Source organism: Thioclava kandeliae, from assembly GCF_040297545.1.
Classification (GTDB): Bacteria; Pseudomonadota; Alphaproteobacteria; order Rhodobacterales; family Rhodobacteraceae; genus Thioclava; species Thioclava kandeliae.
In genome coordinates this window covers 129,403-147,570 of record NZ_JAYWLC010000008.1, presented here as the reverse complement: position 1 = coordinate 147,570, position 18,168 = coordinate 129,403, and the positions used below count along the sequence as shown (strand labels likewise).

Annotated in this window: 13 protein-coding genes and 1 pseudogene; 9 read left to right on the top strand and 5 right to left on the bottom strand. The window is 61.9% G+C overall.

Going from position 1 to position 18,168, the window contains the following annotated elements; all coding sequences use genetic code 11:
• Positions 1 to 25: 25 nt before the first annotated feature.
• Positions 26 to 1,054, bottom strand: a pseudogene (locus VSX56_RS11850) (sodium:calcium antiporter).
• A gap of 185 nt (positions 1,055 to 1,239) precedes the next feature.
• On the opposite strand from VSX56_RS11850, the gene VSX56_RS11845 reads away from it, so the two are divergent.
• The gene (locus tag VSX56_RS11845) at positions 1,240 to 2,076 is read left to right on the top strand and encodes a DUF1206 domain-containing protein (protein ID WP_350937318.1); all 837 of its coding nucleotides are present in this window, start codon (positions 1,240 to 1,242) and stop codon (positions 2,074 to 2,076) included.
• 160 nt (positions 2,077 to 2,236) lie between these two features.
• On the opposite strand, the gene VSX56_RS11840 is transcribed toward VSX56_RS11845, so the two are convergent.
• Both VSX56_RS11840 and VSX56_RS11835 read right to left on the bottom strand, forming a co-directional pair.
• Positions 2,237 to 5,011 (bottom strand): cellulase family glycosylhydrolase, encoded by a 2,775-nt coding sequence (locus VSX56_RS11840; RefSeq protein ID WP_350937316.1) that lies wholly within the window; start codon positions 5,009 to 5,011, stop codon positions 2,237 to 2,239.
• 179 nt (positions 5,012 to 5,190) lie between these two features.
• Positions 5,191 to 7,179: a methyl-accepting chemotaxis protein gene (locus tag VSX56_RS11835; RefSeq protein WP_350937314.1), complete on the bottom strand. Its 1,989-nt coding sequence runs from the start codon at positions 7,177 to 7,179 to the stop codon at positions 5,191 to 5,193.
• Between the two features lie 497 nt (positions 7,180 to 7,676).
• Here VSX56_RS11835 and VSX56_RS11830 point away from each other — a divergent pair, with 497 nt between their 5' ends.
• From VSX56_RS11830 to VSX56_RS11820, 3 genes are read left to right on the top strand one after another with little or no spacing between them, the layout of a single operon-like run.
• Complete coding sequence (locus tag VSX56_RS11830) at positions 7,677 to 8,426, top strand: substrate-binding periplasmic protein (protein WP_339115417.1); 750 nt, start codon at positions 7,677 to 7,679, stop codon at positions 8,424 to 8,426.
• Positions 8,427 to 8,445: 19 nt separating this feature from the next.
• Positions 8,446 to 9,099 (top strand): amino acid ABC transporter permease, encoded by a 654-nt coding sequence (locus tag VSX56_RS11825; protein ID WP_350937312.1) that lies wholly within the window; start codon positions 8,446 to 8,448, stop codon positions 9,097 to 9,099.
• Positions 9,096 to 9,824, top strand: a complete 729-nt coding sequence (locus VSX56_RS11820; protein ID WP_349294947.1) for an amino acid ABC transporter ATP-binding protein — start codon at positions 9,096 to 9,098, stop codon at positions 9,822 to 9,824. Before VSX56_RS11825 ends, VSX56_RS11820 begins: the two co-directional genes overlap by 4 nt.
• A gap of 60 nt (positions 9,825 to 9,884) precedes the next feature.
• Here VSX56_RS11820 and VSX56_RS11815 read toward each other — a convergent pair whose 3' ends face one another.
• Together VSX56_RS11815 and VSX56_RS11810 are read right to left on the bottom strand one after the other, a co-directional pair.
• Positions 9,885 to 10,979 carry a quercetin 2,3-dioxygenase gene (locus VSX56_RS11815; RefSeq protein ID WP_349294948.1) on the bottom strand — a complete coding sequence of 365 codons (1,095 nt, stop codon included), beginning with the start codon at positions 10,977 to 10,979 and terminating at the stop codon, positions 9,885 to 9,887.
• A 39-nt stretch (positions 10,980 to 11,018) separates the two neighbouring features.
• A complete protein-coding gene (locus VSX56_RS11810; protein WP_350937309.1) occupies positions 11,019 to 12,509 on the bottom strand; it encodes a carboxylesterase/lipase family protein in 1,491 nt (496 codons plus the stop codon).
• A 102-nt stretch (positions 12,510 to 12,611) separates the two neighbouring features.
• On the opposite strand from VSX56_RS11810, the gene VSX56_RS11805 reads away from it, so the two are divergent.
• The 5 genes from VSX56_RS11805 to VSX56_RS11785 all read left to right on the top strand — a co-directional run bounded on the left by VSX56_RS11805 (position 12,612) and on the right by VSX56_RS11785 (position 18,054).
• Positions 12,612 to 13,520 (top strand): LysR family transcriptional regulator, encoded by a 909-nt coding sequence (locus VSX56_RS11805; protein WP_350937307.1) that lies wholly within the window; start codon positions 12,612 to 12,614, stop codon positions 13,518 to 13,520.
• Positions 13,521 to 13,692: 172 nt separating this feature from the next.
• Complete coding sequence (locus VSX56_RS11800; protein WP_350937304.1) at positions 13,693 to 15,318, top strand: ABC transporter ATP-binding protein; 1,626 nt, start codon at positions 13,693 to 13,695, stop codon at positions 15,316 to 15,318.
• A gap of 207 nt (positions 15,319 to 15,525) precedes the next feature.
• Positions 15,526 to 16,032: a MarR family winged helix-turn-helix transcriptional regulator gene (locus VSX56_RS11795; protein WP_339115424.1), complete on the top strand. Its 507-nt coding sequence runs from the start codon at positions 15,526 to 15,528 to the stop codon at positions 16,030 to 16,032.
• Positions 16,025 to 16,723 carry an SDR family NAD(P)-dependent oxidoreductase gene (locus tag VSX56_RS11790; protein WP_350937302.1) on the top strand — a complete coding sequence of 233 codons (699 nt, stop codon included), beginning with the start codon at positions 16,025 to 16,027 and terminating at the stop codon, positions 16,721 to 16,723. Before VSX56_RS11795 ends, VSX56_RS11790 begins: the two co-directional genes overlap by 8 nt.
• Entirely contained in the window at positions 16,723 to 18,054 is a 1,332-nt protein-coding gene (locus tag VSX56_RS11785; protein WP_350937299.1) for an NAD(P)/FAD-dependent oxidoreductase, read from the top strand. The genes VSX56_RS11790 and VSX56_RS11785 overlap by 1 nt, the downstream gene beginning before the upstream one ends.
• The last annotated feature ends 114 nt before the right edge of the window (positions 18,055 to 18,168 follow it).

Here is an 18,168-nt window from a genome sequence, read left to right as displayed (position 1 = left end):
GGGCTGAGCGCGGTCCGGTGAGGCGTCAGCCGAAGATCTCGACACCGACCGCGCAGCCATAGACGCCGATCAGCAGCACGGATTCGATCCCGATCCGCGCCGGCCCCTCGCGCTGGCGCAGGATCAGCCCGCCCAGCAGGATCGCGGTCATCAGAAGGCCGGTTGCCAGCCAGTAGAGGTCGGTTTGGCTCATGGCCTGATAGATCGCGCCCTCGCGATAGGCGGCATCGGAGAAAACCAGAAACAGCGTGTCGAAAGTGTTGCCGCCGATGATCCCACCCACCGCCAGCTGCAAGGCGCCGCGCCGCACGGCCACGATCGTCGTGACCAGCTCGGGCAGGGAGGTGACGACTGCGGTCATTAGCGCACCCACGAGGCTCGAAGACAGCTGGTAGCGGGTGATGAACTCCCCCGCGATCTGGGCGATGATCCAGCCTGCGCCACCCATGAGGGCGACCAGCGCCGCAAAGGCTAGGGCCGGTCCGGTCACCGAGGCCTGCGGGTCGTGATCCTCGTCGGGCGCATCCTCGCGGGTGTCGGCGGTCTTGACGGGCTGCCACATCGGGTTCTCGCCCACGGCGGACGACAGTCTGACGCCCCAGAGATAGGCCAGAAACATCAGAACCGAGACCGGCGAGACGCCGAAATAGGCGATGTCGGGGCCGGAGGCCGCCGCAACGGGCAGGCTAAGCAGAACCAGCAGCATCACCGCCTGAAAAAGGTTTGTGGGTTCGGCTGCGGCATGTTCGAGGTTGACCCTGCGATAGGCCAGATCGGCAATAGCCAGAAACAGCGTCTGCGCGGCAATCCCGCCCACCGCATTCGAGACGGCAAAGCTTGCATCGCCCCCGTAGGCCGCCGAGACGGACATCACCACGCCCGAGAGCGAGGTCGCGCCGCCCAGAAGCACCCCGCCCGCCAGCGCCTCGCCCAGACGGGTCCGGTCGGCAATGAGATCAGCCAGCGCGGTCGCCCTGATCTAGACCAGAACAACCACCGCACCTGCAATGGCGAATATGGTCAGCAGCAGCGGCAGCGTAAGACTGGCGAACATGGGAAACCTCTCCGGATCGGGCTTTGCCACTCAACCATGCGCATCGCCATTCGTTCCCTCGTAGTCCGCAGCCAGCGCCGTTGAGTGCCATGCTCGGTGCCTGCCACTGATTGCACCCACGGAACATCCGCCGCCGTATCCGCATTGTCCCACCAGCTATCCTGATTGTGAACGCGAGGAACCCGATGTCACGCCACTCCCATGACCCCGATGATTTTGCTTGGTCCGTGCCCGTGATGCGCGCCGGTTATGCAGGCCGCGGGCTTGTCTATCTGGCGGTAGGGGCGACCTCGCTCTGGTCGATCCTGCACGGGGGCGAGGCCGAGGGCACCAAAGAGACGATGCAGCATCTCTCGGGGATGCTGGGCAATGCGGTTCTGGTGCTGATCGCGCTCGGCATGCTGGCCTATGCGATCTGGAGGGTGACGGATGCGGTCTGGGATCTGGAGGATTACGGCACCAAGCTGAAAGGGCTGGCGGCGCGAGTAGGGCTTGCCGTAAGCGGACTGATCCATCTGGGTATCGGTGGGGTGGCCGTTCTGGCCCTGCTTGCGCGCTCGGGGAGTGGTTCGGGCCAGATGGTCTCCACCGTGATGGGTATGCCGATGGGGCGGCTGGCCGTCGGGCTTGTGGGGGTCGCGGTCATCGGCGCCGCAGTCTATTACCTGATGAAGGGCATCAGGGCGAGCTATCGCGGGCGGCTCAGGGCGAATGCGGTGACCACCCATGCCAATCTGATTCTACAACTCGGGCTGGTGGCGCAGGGTGTGGTGCTGATGATCGCCGGTGGGCTGATCGCCTATGCCGCTTATGCCTATGCGCCGGAGGCGGCGGGTGGAATGGACCGTGCCTTCGAATGGTTGCGCGCGCATCCCTTCGGCCAGTGGCTCTGCGGTACGATCAGTGCCGGTCTGCTGGCCTTCGCGCTGTTCTGCTTTGTGAATGCGCTCTACCGCATCGTGCCGCGTGCCAGCGAAAAGGACGTGGAAACCCTCGCAAGGAAGCTGAAATCGATGGCCTGACCAAGGCCGGGGGCGGGCGGTCGGTGCCGTATCCGATGCGTTCTTGCTGCTCCGGTGGATCTTGCTGCGGGATGCCGCCTCGGATCTGAAGGCTGGTTGGTCCGGTCACAGATCAGCAGGCCGCCGGGCTGAAGCCCCCCGCCTCCCGCCAGGAAACGCCTCAGAACAGAAAATCGGTGGCTGTCCAGCTCTGGTCATCTATGGTCAGCGCCTCGAACCCCGCGACCTTGACCAGAAGCGCCTCCGATGTCTCGCCGGTTGTGGTGATCAGGAGATGGTCGAGCGCGGCGCTGGTGCCCTTGGTCTGCCATGTGACCGAGAGATCCCCGAGGCCGCTCAGCCCCCATTCGCGCAGATCGAGGATATCCTTGCCGATCTCGAAATCCTTGATGTAATCGGTCGCACCGTCGCCTGCGGCCATGGAGAACATGTCGCTCTCCTCACCGCCAAAGAGAATATCCCGGCCCGCACCGTCATGGAGAATATCGCGCCCCGCACCGCCATAGACCTGATCGCGCCCTGCGCCGGCAAAAATCTCGTCATTGCCTGCAGTGCCGTAAAGCGCAGAGGCTTTCCTGTCATCGCCTGCGGTGCCAGTAATGACCGTATCGATGGTGATCGTGTCGGTGGCGCCGAAATCGATCAGGCCGCTTTCTGAAAAGATGAAGCTGCCTGCATCGAGCGGGCTGACGATGTCATATCCCGAACCGGATAGGCGCAGGATCACGGACTCCGCCGTGATCCCTTCGCCCGCGGTCAGCATATACTGCCCCTTGAGCCAGTCGCCTGCAGAATTGAACCTTTGTGTGATGGAGACCTCCTCCACCGACCGAACGCCCCAGGCCGAGAGATCGATCAGGTCGAGACCGACACAGAAATCCTGGATTTTGTCTGTCGCATGATCGCCCGCCGCCATGCAGAAGATATCCGCGCCATCGCCACCCCATAGGATATCGCGTCCGAGCCCGTCCTCGAGAATATCGTCCCCCGCCCCACCCGACAGGACATCGTTGCCTCCGAGCCCCAACAGATGGTCATCCCCGTCGGTGCCCGTCAGCGTGGCCTCGGCCCTGTCATCGCCCGCCGTGCCCTCGATCAGGGTCCGGCCATCAGGTTCGGTCGGTACAGCGGCTGCTTCGAGCGCTGTGCGGGCGTTCAGCATCAGGAGTTGGCTGTCATTGCCCAGCTGCACCAGCACGTCGTTGAGGCCACCCCGCCCATCGGCATCCTCGAAACTTGCCAGAGCCAGAATCCCGGAGGCGGAATAGAGCTGGTCTGCGATGCGCAGGCTGTCCCCCGATGCGAAATCGAAATCGGCAATCACCACATCGCCGGTGCCGGGGGCATCAATGACAAACAGATCTGCCCCTGCGCCGCCCGAAAGATAGTCATTGCCCTGGCCCGCAACCAGCAGGTCATCGCCGTCATTGCCCAGAAGATGGTCATCTCCTGCGCCGCCATCGAGCGTATCATTACCGTCCTGGCCGAAGAGATAGTCATTGCCATTGAGCCCTGTCAGGCTGTCATTGCCGGTGCCGCCATAAAGGAAATCCCAGGCATCGTCATAGCCGTCGATCGTGTCATTGCCGCCATAGCCGAAGCCCGTGGCCACATCCATGCTGCTGACATAGCTGCCGTCATATCCGTCATCGAGAATGCCGTCGCCATCTGTATCGGTGGTATAGCCCTCGTTGCGGATGGAATGGGTGTCGATGCGCAGTGACTGGAGCAGTTCGTCGCCCGCATGGTCTTCGGGCGCCTCATCCATCGAATAAAGATGCTGGCCGATGGCGAAACTGTCGGGATGGCGGAATTGGGCCGAGCCGTCATTGCGGATGATCGCGAAATTCGATGCGCCTGTCTGGATCCCCGGAAACCAGCCGATGCCGATCCCGTTTTCCGAGAAATACTCCAGCGCCTGCGCGAAATCATACTGATAATTGGTCGGATCGGACCAGTCGAACGCGTCCGCACCCGGGATATTGACCTCCGTGATGATCAGGTCATCGGACCCCAATGCTGCAAAGGTCTCGGCAAAGCTGGTCTCGTATTGCGCAATGCTCGTGCCGCTACCGGTGCCGTGCCAGTTGCCATAGTAATGCCCCGACCAAACGAGATCCTCGCCCACCGCCGCCCGGATCAGGTCCAGCGCGCTGGTGCCATCGATCTGGGTCGTGGCGAGGATGTCGAAATTCGCCGAATAATCCCAGCCGCCCACGAGGATCTTGCCGTCCTGCTGGGCCGAGATCAGGGCCGAAAGCGTGCTGACATGCTGGGCGTAGAGCCCGACAAAGGTCTCCTCCCCCGCCTGTCCACCCATCGCATTGGCGCCTTTGTCATAAGCGTCGGGCTCGTTCATCAGCTCGTAGCCATAGACGCCCGCCGCGACATCGGGATGGGCGGACATCCATGCCATCATCTCGGTCCAGGCCCCTTCCATATTGGAATAGGCGGTCGTCGAGAGATAGTCATACCACGCCGCACCCGTGGTCAGCGTCTCCGACAGCCCGTAACCCTGAATATCGCCCGAGCCATAGGTGATCACCAGCTCGAAGCCATTGGCAACGGCGGCCTCCAGAAAGGCCTCGTATCGGGGGTCGAGCGCGCCGGTTTCGGTAAAATTATTCTCATTAAAAAACAGGCGCAGAGTGTTAACTTCGGGAAGGGACTCGGCCATTGTGGCGACGAATCCCGCGATCCGTGCCTCGTAATTTCCATCCAGATCGCCAAGGCCGATCGGCAACACTTCCTGATCGCCGGACCAGAAGTAATATTTGGAATCTGAATAGAGGTTCTCGTCATATAAGCTATTGAAAAAGCGACCATCATCATAGCGCGGATCGACAGTGGCTGAGGCCGTCGCCTTATCGATGGCCATCTGGTCATCGGCGCGGACCTGCACGTTGATCATGTTGATAGTGGCGGTGCTCGACATCAGAACTTCTCCCTTGGGCCCCGTTCCACGATAGCGCAATCCGGTTAATCGCTTGCTGCTCCGGCTCGTAAATCATGGTAAACAAAACAGGCCCGCCGCGCCAGTTTTCCGGCGCGGCGTGAGAACAGATAGGGGGCGGCAAAGGGCCATGCCGCCCGTTTCAGGCTGGCAATGCCTGTCTATCCCGCATGGCGATACGCGGTCTGGCCTGTCTGTAAAGGCGCGTCGAGAGAGAAGAAGGCGATCTCGCTGCGGATATCCTCGCATTTCTGGGCGACGATAGCCACGGCGGCATTGGTTTCCTCCGACATGGCGGCGTTCTGCTGGGTCGTGCGGTCCAGATCCGAGACGGCATTGTTCATTTCGGTGATGCCGCTGGCCTGCTCCCCCGCAGAGGAGGCGATCGTGGCGATGATCTGGTTGACCTCTTGCACACTCGTCAGGATGCCGCGCAGGGCTCCCCCGGCCTTGTCGACCAGCGCGCTTCCATTGGCGACGGTGGTCTCCGATTCCACCAGAAGGGAAGAGATTTCCTTTGCCGCATCGGCCGAGCGCTGTGCAAGCGCCCGCACTTCCGAGGCCACCACCGCAAAGCCGCGCCCCGCCTCGCCTGCACGGGCGGCCTCGACGCCGGCATTGAGCGCCAAGAGGTTGGTCTGGAAAGCGATATCGTCGATGACCGAAGTGATGGAGGAGATCTTGCGCGAGGCCTCCGAGATTGCCTTCATCGCGTCGATCGCCTCCTGCACGACTTGCGAGGAGGCCTCCGCCTGCTTGGCGGTGGACTGGACGCGGGCCGTGGCCGTCTGGGTCAGTTCGGAGGCTCCCTTGACCGAACCCGTCAACTCTTCCAGCGCGGCGGCCGTTTCCTCCAACGTTGCGGCCTGCGTCTCCGAACGTCGCGCCAGTTCGTTGCTGCCCACGCGGATCGACTGGGCATCATGCACCAGATCCTCGGTGCTGGCCGCGACGGCCGCGATGATCTCGCGCAAGCGCCCGACCGTGCCGTTGAAGGAGGCGCGCAGCCTGTCGAGCTGGCCCAGATCAGTGTCGATGGAAGCGTTCAGATCGCCTGCTGCCAATGTATCGAGCGCTTTGCCCAGTTCGACGACGGTGACTTCCATTGCCGTCACATTGATCGCGAATTTCACCACTTTGACGATCGTCCCCGACGCATCACGGATCGGGTTGTAGCTGGCCTCGATATAGATCGCCTGACCGTCCTTGCCAAACCGCTGATATTTCCCGACAGAGGAGCTTCCCGCCTGCAGATCCTTCCAGAACTTCGCGTAATCGGGGCTATTGGCATAATCCGGCGCGACAAAAATGCGGTGATGCTTGCCGATTAGGTCTTCCTCGCGGTAGCCGGTCGCCTGACAGAATAGGGGATTTGCGTGCAGGATGGTGCCTGACGGGTCGAACTCGATCACCGCCTGCGCCGCGCCCACGGCCTCGAGCTTGGCATTGCATTCAAGCTCCTTTTCCTTCACCGCCGTGATGTCGAACGCGTATTTCACGACCTTGAACGGACGGCCTTCAGGGTCGACGAGGGTTTCGTAGGTGGCCTGAAGCCAGCAGGTCTTACCAGATTTGCGACGACGACGGATCGCATCGCTATAGGACATACCCTTGGCCAGCTTATGCCAGAAGTCCTGATAGGCAGGCGTGTCCGCCTCTCCGTCAAGCATGAACATCCGGTGATGCCGTCCCTCAAGCTCGTCCAGCCCATAACCCATCGCATCCAGAAAATGCTGGTTCGCCGTCAGGATGTTGCCCTGTAGATCGAATTCGATCACCGCCATGCTGCGCGAGAGCGCATCGACCTTTGAGCGGTTGTCACGCCGACGGAAATGCATATCGGTGATATCATGTGCCAGAATGAGCACCTCGTCATAACCTGTGCCATCGGCGCTGACGACGGGGATATAGGAAACATCGAACCATCGCTCCTCGCCGGCCTTGTTCAGGCGAGGGCGGATGAACTGGGTCGGGTGGCCTTGCCGCAGATCGTCCCAGACCTTGCGGTAATCCATATCGGCGCGATCCTTCTCGCGCAGGAGGCGTGCATAATCCGTGCCGATCAGTTCGTCGCGTGTGAACCCTACGGCACGGGCGAACCGATCATTGACATCTATGATGATCTGGTCGAAGCCGAGCCGGCACACCATATAGCAGGATGAAACTGCGTCGAAATAGGACAGTCCTCGCTTCTTCTGCTGTGCTGCCGTTTTCGCCGCAGCCGTCTTTCTACCCAGAAACCTCATATGCAACATACCCTCAGGAACATGATTCCCAAACAGTTTAGCCACACGAGGTATAAAATGGGGTTAATCAATTATATTAAAGGCTTAGCAACAGGCATTGATCAATTGTCGGGCCTGCAAGTTAGGTCTGTATGGGAGAAAGATCCCAGCGGATCGTGCCGGAGGCGAAGAGGCCCCCCCCATCTAAGTCTTCTTATTCCGGTATACCGAAACTGCATAGCGATCGGGCAGTTTGCATCAAGATCATGTTATTTTTTGAAAGATTGAAGTTTTTCATCAGAAAATTGCCCTTAATTTCTTACCATATACCCGAGATACCATAGAGGTGGGGATGAGGATCTCTTCTGAAACAGGCCCGACGCTGGCTCCTCGACCGTCTGGCTAATCTCCAGGTATACCGAATGCAGTTTCCCCGTATTGCCGCCACCGCTATTGCCCTCGCTCTTGGCGCCTTGCCGGCCATGGCCGAAACGCTGAAGGTCGGCTCGACGCCGACCGGCGTTCCTTTCACCTATCTCGATGTTAAATCAGGCGAGATCACCGGCATGATGGTCGATGTCGTCAAAGCCATCGCGGCCAAGGAGGATTTCGAGGCGGATGTGCAATCGACCGACTGGGTCTCGTTGCTGCCCGCGCTGCAGGCCGGCCGGATCGACATGATCTCGGCGGCGATGTCGATCACCGACGAGCGCAAGAAGGTTGTCGATTTCTCCGATCCGATCTTCCCCTATGGCGAGGGTCTTATCGTGCCGAAAACCGACGATACCCAATATTCCGAGGATCTGCACGAGACCAAGGGCAAGACCATCGGCGTGCAGCAGGGCACCAGCTATCAGGCCAAGCTCGCACAGATGGGCGATATCGGCGAGGTCAAGACCTATGAAAACCTTGCCGATCTTCTGAAGGATGTCGAACTGGGCCGGATCGATATGGCCTTTGGTGACAAACCGATCATCGCCTACCAGATGGGGCAGGGCAAGTTTGCCGATCTCAAGATGGCCGAAGGCTACACCTCGCAATTCGTGCTGCCGCTGGGCATCGCTGTGTCGAAAGACCATCCCGAGATCCTCGCCAAGGTCAATGCGGGTCTGGCCAAGATCAAGGCCGATGGCGAGCTGGACGAGCTGATCAAGAAATGGAACCTGAACTGAGACCGGATCCGAGAAGCTAATGTCTCCCTTCTTCCAAGATGCGCAGGATTACCTGCCCATCCTGATGCGCGGTGCCGCCACAACGGTTGGCATCGCGTTCTCCGCCCTCGTGATCGCGACGGTCTTCGGTCTGGTTCTGGCGTTGATGCGCTATTCCGGTATCAAGTTCCTCGCATGGCCGGCGCGCGCCTTCATCAATGTGGTGCGCGGCATCCCGATCCTTGTGCAACTGTTCTATATCTATTTCGTCCTTCCCGGTTGGGGGATCGACCTGACCGCCTTCCAGGCAGGCTCTATCGGTCTGGGCGTCGCCTATTCCTGCTATATGGCGGAAAACTTCCGTGCGGGGCTCGAGGCCGTGGACAAGGGCCAGATCGAGGCCGCGCAATCCATTGGCATGGGCTGGACCAAAACCATGTGGCGGGTGATCCTGCCGCAAGCCGTGCGCATCGTTCTGCCGCCCTATGGCAACACAATGATCATGCTGTTGAAGGATACCTCGCAGGCCTCGGTGATCACGGTTGCCGAAATGACCTTCCAGGCGAAGATGCTGGCCGCTTCGACCTTCGAAAACCTGACCGTCTATACGCTGGTCGCGGGCCTCTATCTGGCGCTTTCTGTGCCGCTCTTCATCCTCGCATCCTGGCTTGAACGGAGGTTTGGTAAGAAATGATCGATATCAACGCACTCCATAAGAGCTATGGCGATTTCGAGGTCCTCAAGGGGATCGACCTCAAGGTGGCCCGCGGTGAGGTCGTCTGTCTGATCGGGGCATCGGGCTCCGGCAAGTCGACATTGCTGCGCTGTGTGAACGGGCTCGAGGTCTACCAGTCGGGCGCGATCCATGTGAACGGCCAGCTGGTCGAGGCCGAGCGCAAATCCATCCGCGATATCCGCACCAAGGTCACCATGGTGTTCCAGCGCTTCAATCTCTTCCCCCATCGCACCGCGCTGGAGAATGTCACCGAAGGACCGATCCATGTGAAGGGCGAGAACCGCCGCGAGGCCGAAGCCTATGCGATGGAGTTGCTCGAGCGCATGAATCTCGCCGACAAGGCGGGGGCCTATCCCGACCGTCTGTCGGGCGGCCAGCAGCAGCGGGTGGCGATTGCGCGCGCCCTCGCAATGCGGCCCGAGGCGATCCTCTTCGACGAGCCGACCTCGGCGCTCGACCCCGAGCTGGTGGGCGAGGTGCTCAACGCGATGCGCGATCTGGCGGCGGAAGGAATGACCATGCTGGTGGTGACCCACGAGATGGGTTTTGCCCGCGAGGTGGCCGACCGTGTGCTCTTCATGCATGGCGGGCGGATTATCGAACAGGGCCCCGCCCGCGAGCTGCTATCGAACCCGCAGCACGAGCGCACCCGCGATTTTCTGGGGCGGATTCTCGAGCACTGAACCCGATATCCGATCTCCGTCGGAAAAGGGCGGCACCTTGCGGGTGCCGCCCTTCTGTCGTCAGGCCGAGGCCGGATTGCGAACGGTCAGCACCTGCAGATCCAGCTCGTCAAGATGCGCCAGCACGCGGTCGAAACGGAAGGGCGGCGGCTCGACGGGGAAGGTGGTCATCTCGGTCGGGTCACCCACATAGCGGAAGAAGGGTTCAAAGACCGGCGGCACCAGCCAGCCCAAGAAGCGCGTATAGGGCGTGTCGAGACGGTAGGAATGCACCGTGCCTGCCGGCACCTGCATGTAGTCGCCCGGATTGAGATGGATCTCCTCGCCATTCACCCACATTGTCATCCGGCCATCGACACAGAAGAAATTCTCGGCGTGATGCTCGTGGTAATGCCACGGGATGGCGGGGCCTGTCGGGCCTTCGGTCATCACGGTGATGAAGCGCTCCTGACTGGTGGCGCGGGTCTGCAGGAAAGTAAACAGCTGGTCTGCGGCGACCAGATGCTCGCCTTCGCCCGCGCGCAGCACATAGGGGCTATAGCCCTCGGGGATCTCTGTCGCCTCGACCAGAACCGGAGTTTGCGCAGGGACGGGGCCGCGGAAGCTGACATCAGCGGCGTTCGAGGCCGCGTCCATCTGTGCCTCGCCGAGGGGGGCGCAGGGTGTCTCGGGGTGGACAGGGCGCGGGAACACGGTGCCGAGCGCCTCCCACATGCCACCGAGCTTCGCCCCGATCGCCCATGTCAGAATGCGCGCACGGTGGCTTTTCATCCGGTGACCATGCAGGGTGCCTGCGGGCACGAACGCGTAATCGCCCGCCGTCATCAGATGCAGCCTGTCATCCAGCCACAATTCTACACGGCCATCGAGGATATAGATCGCCTCATCGGTCTCGGCATGGGTATGCAGCGGCAGTTCGGCATCCATCCCGCCGCTGAGGATCGTGGCGCTATAGGCCTGCGCGGTATCTTCCGGGCGCGCGATCAGCGTGGCTACCAGCCCGCCCATCAGGTAATGTGGCCCCTGACCATCGCGCATCGCATAAAGCACCGGCGCACCGGGGAGGGTGCCATCGGCGCGAAGACGGGGCAACTGGCCCAGAGGCGTGCGTGGCCCGCCCTGTTTTGCCGCCGGAGGGGTATTTTTGTCAAGCATATGAAGTCCTTTCAGTCTATCTGGTCAGGTCAGGTCAGGTCAGGGCTTGGGCGGCAGGTTCATCGCTGTCAGCACATCCAGAAGTTCGGTGGCCGGATCAGTTCCGATGGTGGTCTGCGCATTGATCAGCTGCATCTGCGGATGGTCGGTTTTATAGGCAGGCCAGCGGCTGGCCGGAGACCCGTCCCGTGCGAACGCCACCCAGTCATCGGCCATCTCGGCCGAGATCCGGCCCGAGGGGCCATCCTGCCTGATATGGCCGAAAGCATAGGGGATCTCGGCGGTATGGATTGCGCCCGGGGTCTCCTCGCGCGCCTCTGGCGGCACCCAGCCGAAGCGATAGGCATATACCTCGGCACGCGCCGCCTGCGTCCGTGCGATCTGACGGCTGCCGATGCCCGCAAACCATTCGCTGGCAATCTGCTCGCGCGCGGCATCTTCGGACTGCGTGCCATAGCCGTAACAGGCGGCTTTGGCCGCTTCATACCGGTCCTGTCCCAACTCCTGCGGGAGATCTTGCCAGTAACGCGGTCCGAAAAAGCCCGCTTCCGCCGTGTTCCAGCCGATCAGGAGCGGCACGGGGGCAGCATGGGCGAACCCGTCCGTCAGGGAGTGCTCTACCGTAATCCCGTCGGCAAAGGGCATGGTATGGGCGGGCGGCAGCTGCACCTTCAGCAGATCGGCCACAGGGAGCGCGCGCAGATCATCGGCGCTACAGTCGCGATCAAGCCCGCAATCTTGCGCGAAATCCTGCCCGATATCTTCCGCCTCATCGCGCATGACGGTCGGCACGGCCAGGCCGCCCGATTGCATGATCGCGTGGTGGATGAGCCCTTTGGTCTTTGCGGTCGCCAGCAGATAACCTACCGAGACGGCGCCTGCGGATTCCCCGAACAGCGTCACATTATCCGGATTGCCCCCGAAGGCCGCGATATTGTCGCGCACCCATTCGAGCGCCGCGATCTGGTCCATCAGCCCGAAATTGCCGCCACTGCCGGTGCCTTCGCCCAAAGCCGGATGCGCGAATGTCCCCAAGATCCCCAGCCGGTAATTGATGGTCACCACAACGGCGCCGCGCGGTGCGAGATCCTGCCCGTGGTAGAGTGCCAGCGAGCCCGCGCCGAAGCGGAAGCTGCCGCCATGCAGCCAGACCATCACCGGCAGATCCTTCGCGCCTTCCGGCGCCCAGATGTTGAGCGTCAGGCAGTCCTCGTCCTGTGTGACCTTTGCCAGTGATTTCTCGGGCTCTTTGCGGGCTTCCTGCTGGGGGCAGACCGCGCCGAAACGGGTCGCATCGCGCAGGCCGTCCCAGGCGATCACCGGCTGCGGCGCGTGCCAACGACGCTCGCCCGAGGGCGGCGCGGCATAGGGGATGCCACGGAAAATGTTCAGTCCGTTCTTCCGCTCGCCCCTGATCTGGCCGCCGGTGACCGCGGCCATAGGGGGGGCATTGGCCGGAGCCGCGCTGGCGGCACCTGCGGCGGCGAAGGTGGCGGCGGTGCCGCTCCAGAGAAATGTGCGACGATGCATGGGGCCTCTTTACGATACTTCCGTTGGCAGTTGATCTAGGAGGCTTCTCTTGATAAATAAAATAGATGTATTTGATGGATAAGATCATCCAACATGATAAACATGCTCGAACCTCGCCAGCTGCGGTATTTTGTGACCCTTGCAGAGGAGCTGCATTTCGGTCGCGCGGCGGATAAGCTGAACATCGTCCAGCCCGCGCTGAGCATGCAGATCAAGGCATTGGAGGAGGATCTGGGGCATGCGCTTTTCGACCGCTCCGGTAGGCCGATTGCCCTGACACAGGCCGGACAGGCCCTGTTGCCCGAAGCGCGCGCGATCCTGAGCCAGTGCGAGACCGCGCGCGAAGTTGTGCGCCGTGCGGGCGACGGGCTGACGGGCACGATCCGGTTGGGGGTTTCGGCCTCGGCGATCATTTCGGGATTGATGGCGCGGGCCATCCTGCATCACCGCAAGGCGTGGCCGGGGGTGCAGGTCAAACCGGTAGAGCTGCATCCGGCGGGACAGGTCGTGGCGCTTGCCGAGGGGCAGGTAGAGGCCTGCCTTGGCCCTGCGACATTGGGCTTGGGACAGGATCGCGCCTTCCAGAGCGATCTTTTGGTGAGCTTTCCCTATCAGGTGGCACTGGCGGCGGACCATCCGCTGGCGGACCGGCCGGCGATCGGAACCGAGGACCTGCGGAAGGAGACCTTTATCGGCCTATCGGGCGCGGAGGATCAGGGGGGGATGGAAGCCACCCGCGCGGCGCTCGCATTCGAGCCCTATCACGGTATGAAGGCGGCAAGCCCGCTGTCGATGCTGGCGCTGGTCGAGGCGGGGCTGGGAATCGCGATCGTCTCGGGGGCGCTGCGCCCGATAATCGGGGCGGGGCTCCGTCTGTTGCCGCTCAGCGATGCGCGTCACCGGATGGATGTCTCGTTCATTCGTCGTGCCTCCCGCACCGATCCGCTGCTCGAGGCTTTTGCCGCAAGCGCGCGGCACGCCGCAGACGAGATCGGCCAGAGCCTGCTCTGAAGGTCTGGGGCTTTCCCAAGGCGGAGAATTTCCGCGCAGGGCCCGTATGGACCTGCCCGTTATTCGGGCAATACCCGCCTCCGCCTTGTGTTTGTCCGGACAGGCCTTGCCTCGGGCCGAGCTTCGCCCTGAGGCTGGAGGTCTATAATAATGACAAACGACTGGAAAACTCATGACCTCCCAAACGTCGCCCGTGCTCTCGGTGCGCGGGCTTTCGGTGGCCTTGCCCAAGGCGCTTGATCGCCGCTTTGCCGTGGAAAATATCAGTTTCGATCTCCAGCAGGGCGAGATCCTGTGCATCATCGGCGAGTCCGGCTCGGGCAAATCGGTGACAGCCAGCACCGTGATGGGGCTTTTGCCCGATGTGATGAAGGTTGCGGCAGGCGAGATCACCTTCCGTGGCAAGAACCTGCTGGCTCAGCCCGAATCCGAATTCCGCAAGCTGCGCGGGCGTGCCGTCTCGATGATCTTCCAGGATCCGCTCTCGGCGCTCAATCCGCTGATGACCATCGGCGACCAGATCCGCGAAGTCCTTGATACCCACCGGATCGGCGATAAGGCGAGCCGTGCGAAAAAGGTGGTCGAGATGCTGACCGAAGTCGGTCTGCCCGACCCCGAACTGATCCAGCATCAATACCCGTTCCGGCTTTCGGGCGGGCAGCGCCAGCGGGTGATGATCGCCATGGCCCTGGCGCTCGATCCCGATATCCTGATTGCGGACGAGCCCACCACCGCGCTGGATGTGACCACACAGGCGCAGATCCTTGATCTGATACGCAAGGTGCAGCGGCGCAAGTATATGTCCGTGATGTTCATTACCCATGATTTCGGCGTGGTGGCCGATATCGCGGACCGTGTGATTGTGATGGAAAAGGGCCATCTGGTGGAACAGGGCGATGCGAAGGCGGTGCTGGAGACGCCCGCCCATCCCTATACCAAGAAGCTGATCGCCGCCGTTCCGACCCTGCGCGAGGCCGACCGCGACCGCGACACCACCCGCTCCGTGGTGATGGAAGTGAAGAACCTGCAAAAGACATATCGCACACGCTCGGGGTTCCTGGGCAAGATGCGCGAGGTCCATGCGGTCAATGACATCAGCTTCACCCTGCGCAAGGGCGAGACGCTGGGGATCGTGGGCGAGAGCGGGTCGGGGAAATCCTCGATGGGCAAGGTGCTGATGAAGCTGATCGGGGCCGATGGTGGCCAGATCCGGTTCCGCGGCGAGGATACGCTCGCCCTGAGCGAGGAAGCCTTCCGACCGCTGCGCGCCCGTATCCAGATGATTTTCCAGGATCCTTATGCCTCGCTTAACCCGCGCTTCACCGTGGGCCAGGCGATGTGTGTGGGGCCGGTGGCGCACCGGTTGCTGACGCAGGCCGATGCGCGCAAGAAGGCCGAGCGTCTTCTGCATACGGTCGGGCTCGATGCGCAGGCCTTTGACCGCTATCCGCACGAGTTCTCGGGCGGTCAGCGTCAGCGGGTCGGTATCGCGCGGGCGCTGATGTTCGATCCCGATGTGATCGTGGCAGACGAGGCGGTCTCGGCGCTGGATGTGTCCATTCAGGCGCAGGTGCTCGAACTGCTGAACCGGCTACAGCAGGAAAGCAAGCTGGCGATGGTCTTCATCACCCATGACCTGCGTGTGGCCAGCCAGATCTGCGACGATATTCTGGTGATGCATCGCGGAAAAATGGTGGAATATGGCCCGCCCTCGCAGATCTTCCGCAATCCGAGCCATGACTATACCCGTAATCTGGTCTCGGCGATTCCGGGGCTTGTGGCGTCGGAGGTGGCTTGAGGGAAGGCGGTGCACTGCACCGCCTTTTCCATTCCGGTTCGCCGGATGCATCGGATCCATGCATCATTCATGGCTGTCGCGGGTCGGGATGCATGAAATCCGTGCAGTAGTTGTAAAGTGCAACCATTATTGTTGTGTTTTACAACTTTCCCCTTGCCGGATGGTCCTTATGACGGAACCATGATGGAAGACCCCGAAAGGAACGACATGGCGGATTTCCTTCCACAGCATGACGATGATGATCCGCCGATGGTGATCGGTGGCCACCGGATCGATATCCTCGAGGGAACCCTAAGCTGGTATATCCGCTCGATCGATTCCCTTGTGTCACGCGATCTCGATAGACGCATGGCGCATCTGGAGATCGCCAAAGGCAAGGGCAAGATCACGGCGCTTTTGCTGGTTGACGATTATCCGGGCATCCGCCCCTCCGAGATTGCCGAGGTGCTGATGCGCGACCGTCCGGCAACAGGGCGCATCCTCGACCGGATGGTGGAACAGGGCGTGATCCGGCGCGAGCCTTCGCCTGATGACCAGCGCGCGCAGTCGCTCTTTATCACCGAAAAGGGCCATGCGCTGTCTCTGGAGGTGCGCGAGATCATCCGCAAACAGGAGGCCGAGTTCTTCCAGATGATCCCCGCGCCCGAACGCGATGCCTTCAAGCGCATGCTGAAAAGTGCCTATATCAATCTGAGGAAAGCCGCCCATGAGTGACCCGCGCTGTGTAATGATTTCAGGGGCCAATCGCGGTATCGGGGCAGTGCTGGCCAAGCGTCTCTTTGATGCGGGCTGGTGCCTGAGCCTCGGGATGCGCAGCCCTGCCATGCCCGATTGGGCCGATGCGGCGCGCGTTCAGGTCTGCGCCTATGATGCAACCGATCCGGCCTCGGCACAGGTTTGGGCGGATGCGGTGATGGCGCGCTTTGGCCGGATCGACGCGGTGGTGGCCAATGCGGGCATCGCCAATCCGCAGGATGTGGTGAGCATTTCCGATGACGAGATGAACGCGCTCCTGCAGGTCAATGTGATGGGCCCGCAACGTTTGGCGAAGGCCGCGTGGGACGGGCTGAAGGTCTCGGGGCAGGGACGAGTGATCCTGCTGGGGTCGCTGTCGGGCAAGCGGGTGAAATCGGCGCGCTCCGGCCCCTATTCGGTATCGAAATTCGCCGCTGTGGGGCTTGCGCATGCGCTGCGTCACGCAGGGTTCGACGAGGGCATCCGCGCCACGGCCGTCTGTCCCGGATTTGTGGCAACCGATATGGCGCAAAGCCTGACCGATCGGGACACAGCCACCATGACCCAGCCCGAGGATCTTGCGCAGGTCATTGAAATGCTGATCAACCTTCCCAATACGGCGAGTGTCGCCGAATTCCATGTGAATTGTCAGCTCGAGGAGAGCTTCTGATGCCCGGTCCCTTTGTCGTTCCCGTTCATGGTGATGTGGATCTGCCCGAGAAGGTGGATGTGGTGGTGATCGGGGGCGGCATCATCGGCACCTCGACCGCGCTGGAGCTGGTCGAGCGCGGGCTGTCGGTGGCGCTGTGCGAGAAGGGCGGCATCGGGCACGAGCAATCGAGCCGCAACTGGGGCTGGGTGCGGATCACGCGGCGCGACCCGCGCGAGGTGCCGCTGATGGCCGAGGCCCTGCGCATCTGGGACGGGATGGCCGAGCGCACGGGCCGTGATATGGGCTTCAAACGGTCGGGCATCGCCTTTGCCTGCGCCGATGACAAGGCCTATGCCGAGCATGAGAAATGGCTCGAGAACCTGCGCGATTACCAGATCGACAGCCGGATGATCTCGGCGGATGAATTCGCCCGGCTCAATCCGGGCTGCAAAATGAAGGTGAAGGGCGCGCTCTATACCGCAGCCGATGCCCGCGCCGAACCGCAGAAGGCCGCTCCCGCCATTGCCGAGGCCGCCCGCGACAAGGGCGCCTATATCCTGACCGAATGCGCGGTGCGCGGGATCGAGACCTCGGGCGGTTATGTCTCGGGGGTGTTGACCGAGCGCGGGCCGATTGCCTGCGAACAGGTGGTGCTGGCCGGTGGCGCGTGGTCGAGCCTGTTTGCCCGCAATAACGGGCTGCGCCTGCCGCAGCTGAAGGTGAAGAACTCGGTCATTCGCACCAAGCCCCTCGAAGGCGGCCCCGAAATGGCGATTTGGTCGGAAGGCTTCTCGATCCGCAAGCGGCAGGATGGCGGCTATACGATTGCCGACGGCTTCCGCAATATCGTGGATATCGTGCCCGACAGCTTCCGCTATATGAAGGATTTCCTGCCCGCGCTTGGTGCCGAGTGGAAGGCGCTGATGCTGCGCTTTGGCGGGCGCTTCTATGACGAGGCCCGCATCCCCAATCGCTGGCGGCTGGATGAGGCAAGCCCATTTGAGTATAACCGCGTCCTCGACCCCAAGCCCGCCTTCAATCTGCAAGATCAGGCCCTTGCCAATCTGCGCGAGGCGTTTCCGGTGTTCAATGACGCCCAGATCGCCCAGCGATGGGCAGGCGCTATTGATGTAACGCCCGACGCCATTCCGGTGATCTCGCCCATCGACCAGATCCCCGGTTTCCATATCGCCACCGGTTTTTCCGGCCATGGCTTCGGCATCGGTCCCGGTGCGGGGCGTCTGATGGCCGATCTGGTCACGGGCCGCGCACCGGTGGTCGACCCCAAAGCTTTCCGTTTCAACCGCTTTAGTGATGGCACCAAGATAGAGATTATCAGCGGTTTCTGACCCGTCAGGGGGCGGCCCATCGCCCCCTGACCTCCACCCCAAGCGGGAACAACCCGCACTTTCGACAGACAGACCTCTCCCCGCAAGCTCCCCGCTTTGCGGACCGGAGAAGAT

Bases quoted from the DNA above. Each gene is read 5' to 3' on its own strand.
- VSX56_RS11840 (WP_350937316.1), bottom strand. From the start codon at position 5,011: ATGTCGAGCACCGCCACTATCAACATGATCAACGTGCAGGTCCGCGCC.
- VSX56_RS11785 (WP_350937299.1), top strand. From the start codon at position 16,723: ATGCCCGGTCCCTTTGTCGTTCCCGTTCATGGTGATGTGGATCTGCCC.
- VSX56_RS11800 (WP_350937304.1), top strand. From the start codon at position 13,693: ATGACCTCCCAAACGTCGCCCGTGCTCTCGGTGCGCGGGCTTTCGGTG.
- VSX56_RS11790 (WP_350937302.1), top strand. From the start codon at position 16,025: ATGAGTGACCCGCGCTGTGTAATGATTTCAGGGGCCAATCGCGGTATC.
- VSX56_RS11820 (WP_349294947.1), top strand. From the start codon at position 9,096: ATGATCGATATCAACGCACTCCATAAGAGCTATGGCGATTTCGAGGTC.
- VSX56_RS11805 (WP_350937307.1), top strand. From the start codon at position 12,612: ATGCTCGAACCTCGCCAGCTGCGGTATTTTGTGACCCTTGCAGAGGAG.
- VSX56_RS11835 (WP_350937314.1), bottom strand. From the start codon at position 7,179: ATGGTGTGCCGGCTCGGCTTCGACCAGATCATCATAGATGTCAATGAT.
- VSX56_RS11845 (WP_350937318.1), top strand. From the start codon at position 1,240: ATGTCACGCCACTCCCATGACCCCGATGATTTTGCTTGGTCCGTGCCC.
- VSX56_RS11795 (WP_339115424.1), top strand. From the start codon at position 15,526: ATGGCGGATTTCCTTCCACAGCATGACGATGATGATCCGCCGATGGTG.
- VSX56_RS11830 (WP_339115417.1), top strand. From the start codon at position 7,677: ATGCAGTTTCCCCGTATTGCCGCCACCGCTATTGCCCTCGCTCTTGGC.
- VSX56_RS11810 (WP_350937309.1), bottom strand. From the start codon at position 12,509: ATGCATCGTCGCACATTTCTCTGGAGCGGCACCGCCGCCACCTTCGCC.
- VSX56_RS11815 (WP_349294948.1), bottom strand. From the start codon at position 10,979: ATGCTTGACAAAAATACCCCTCCGGCGGCAAAACAGGGCGGGCCACGC.
- VSX56_RS11825 (WP_350937312.1), top strand. From the start codon at position 8,446: ATGTCTCCCTTCTTCCAAGATGCGCAGGATTACCTGCCCATCCTGATG.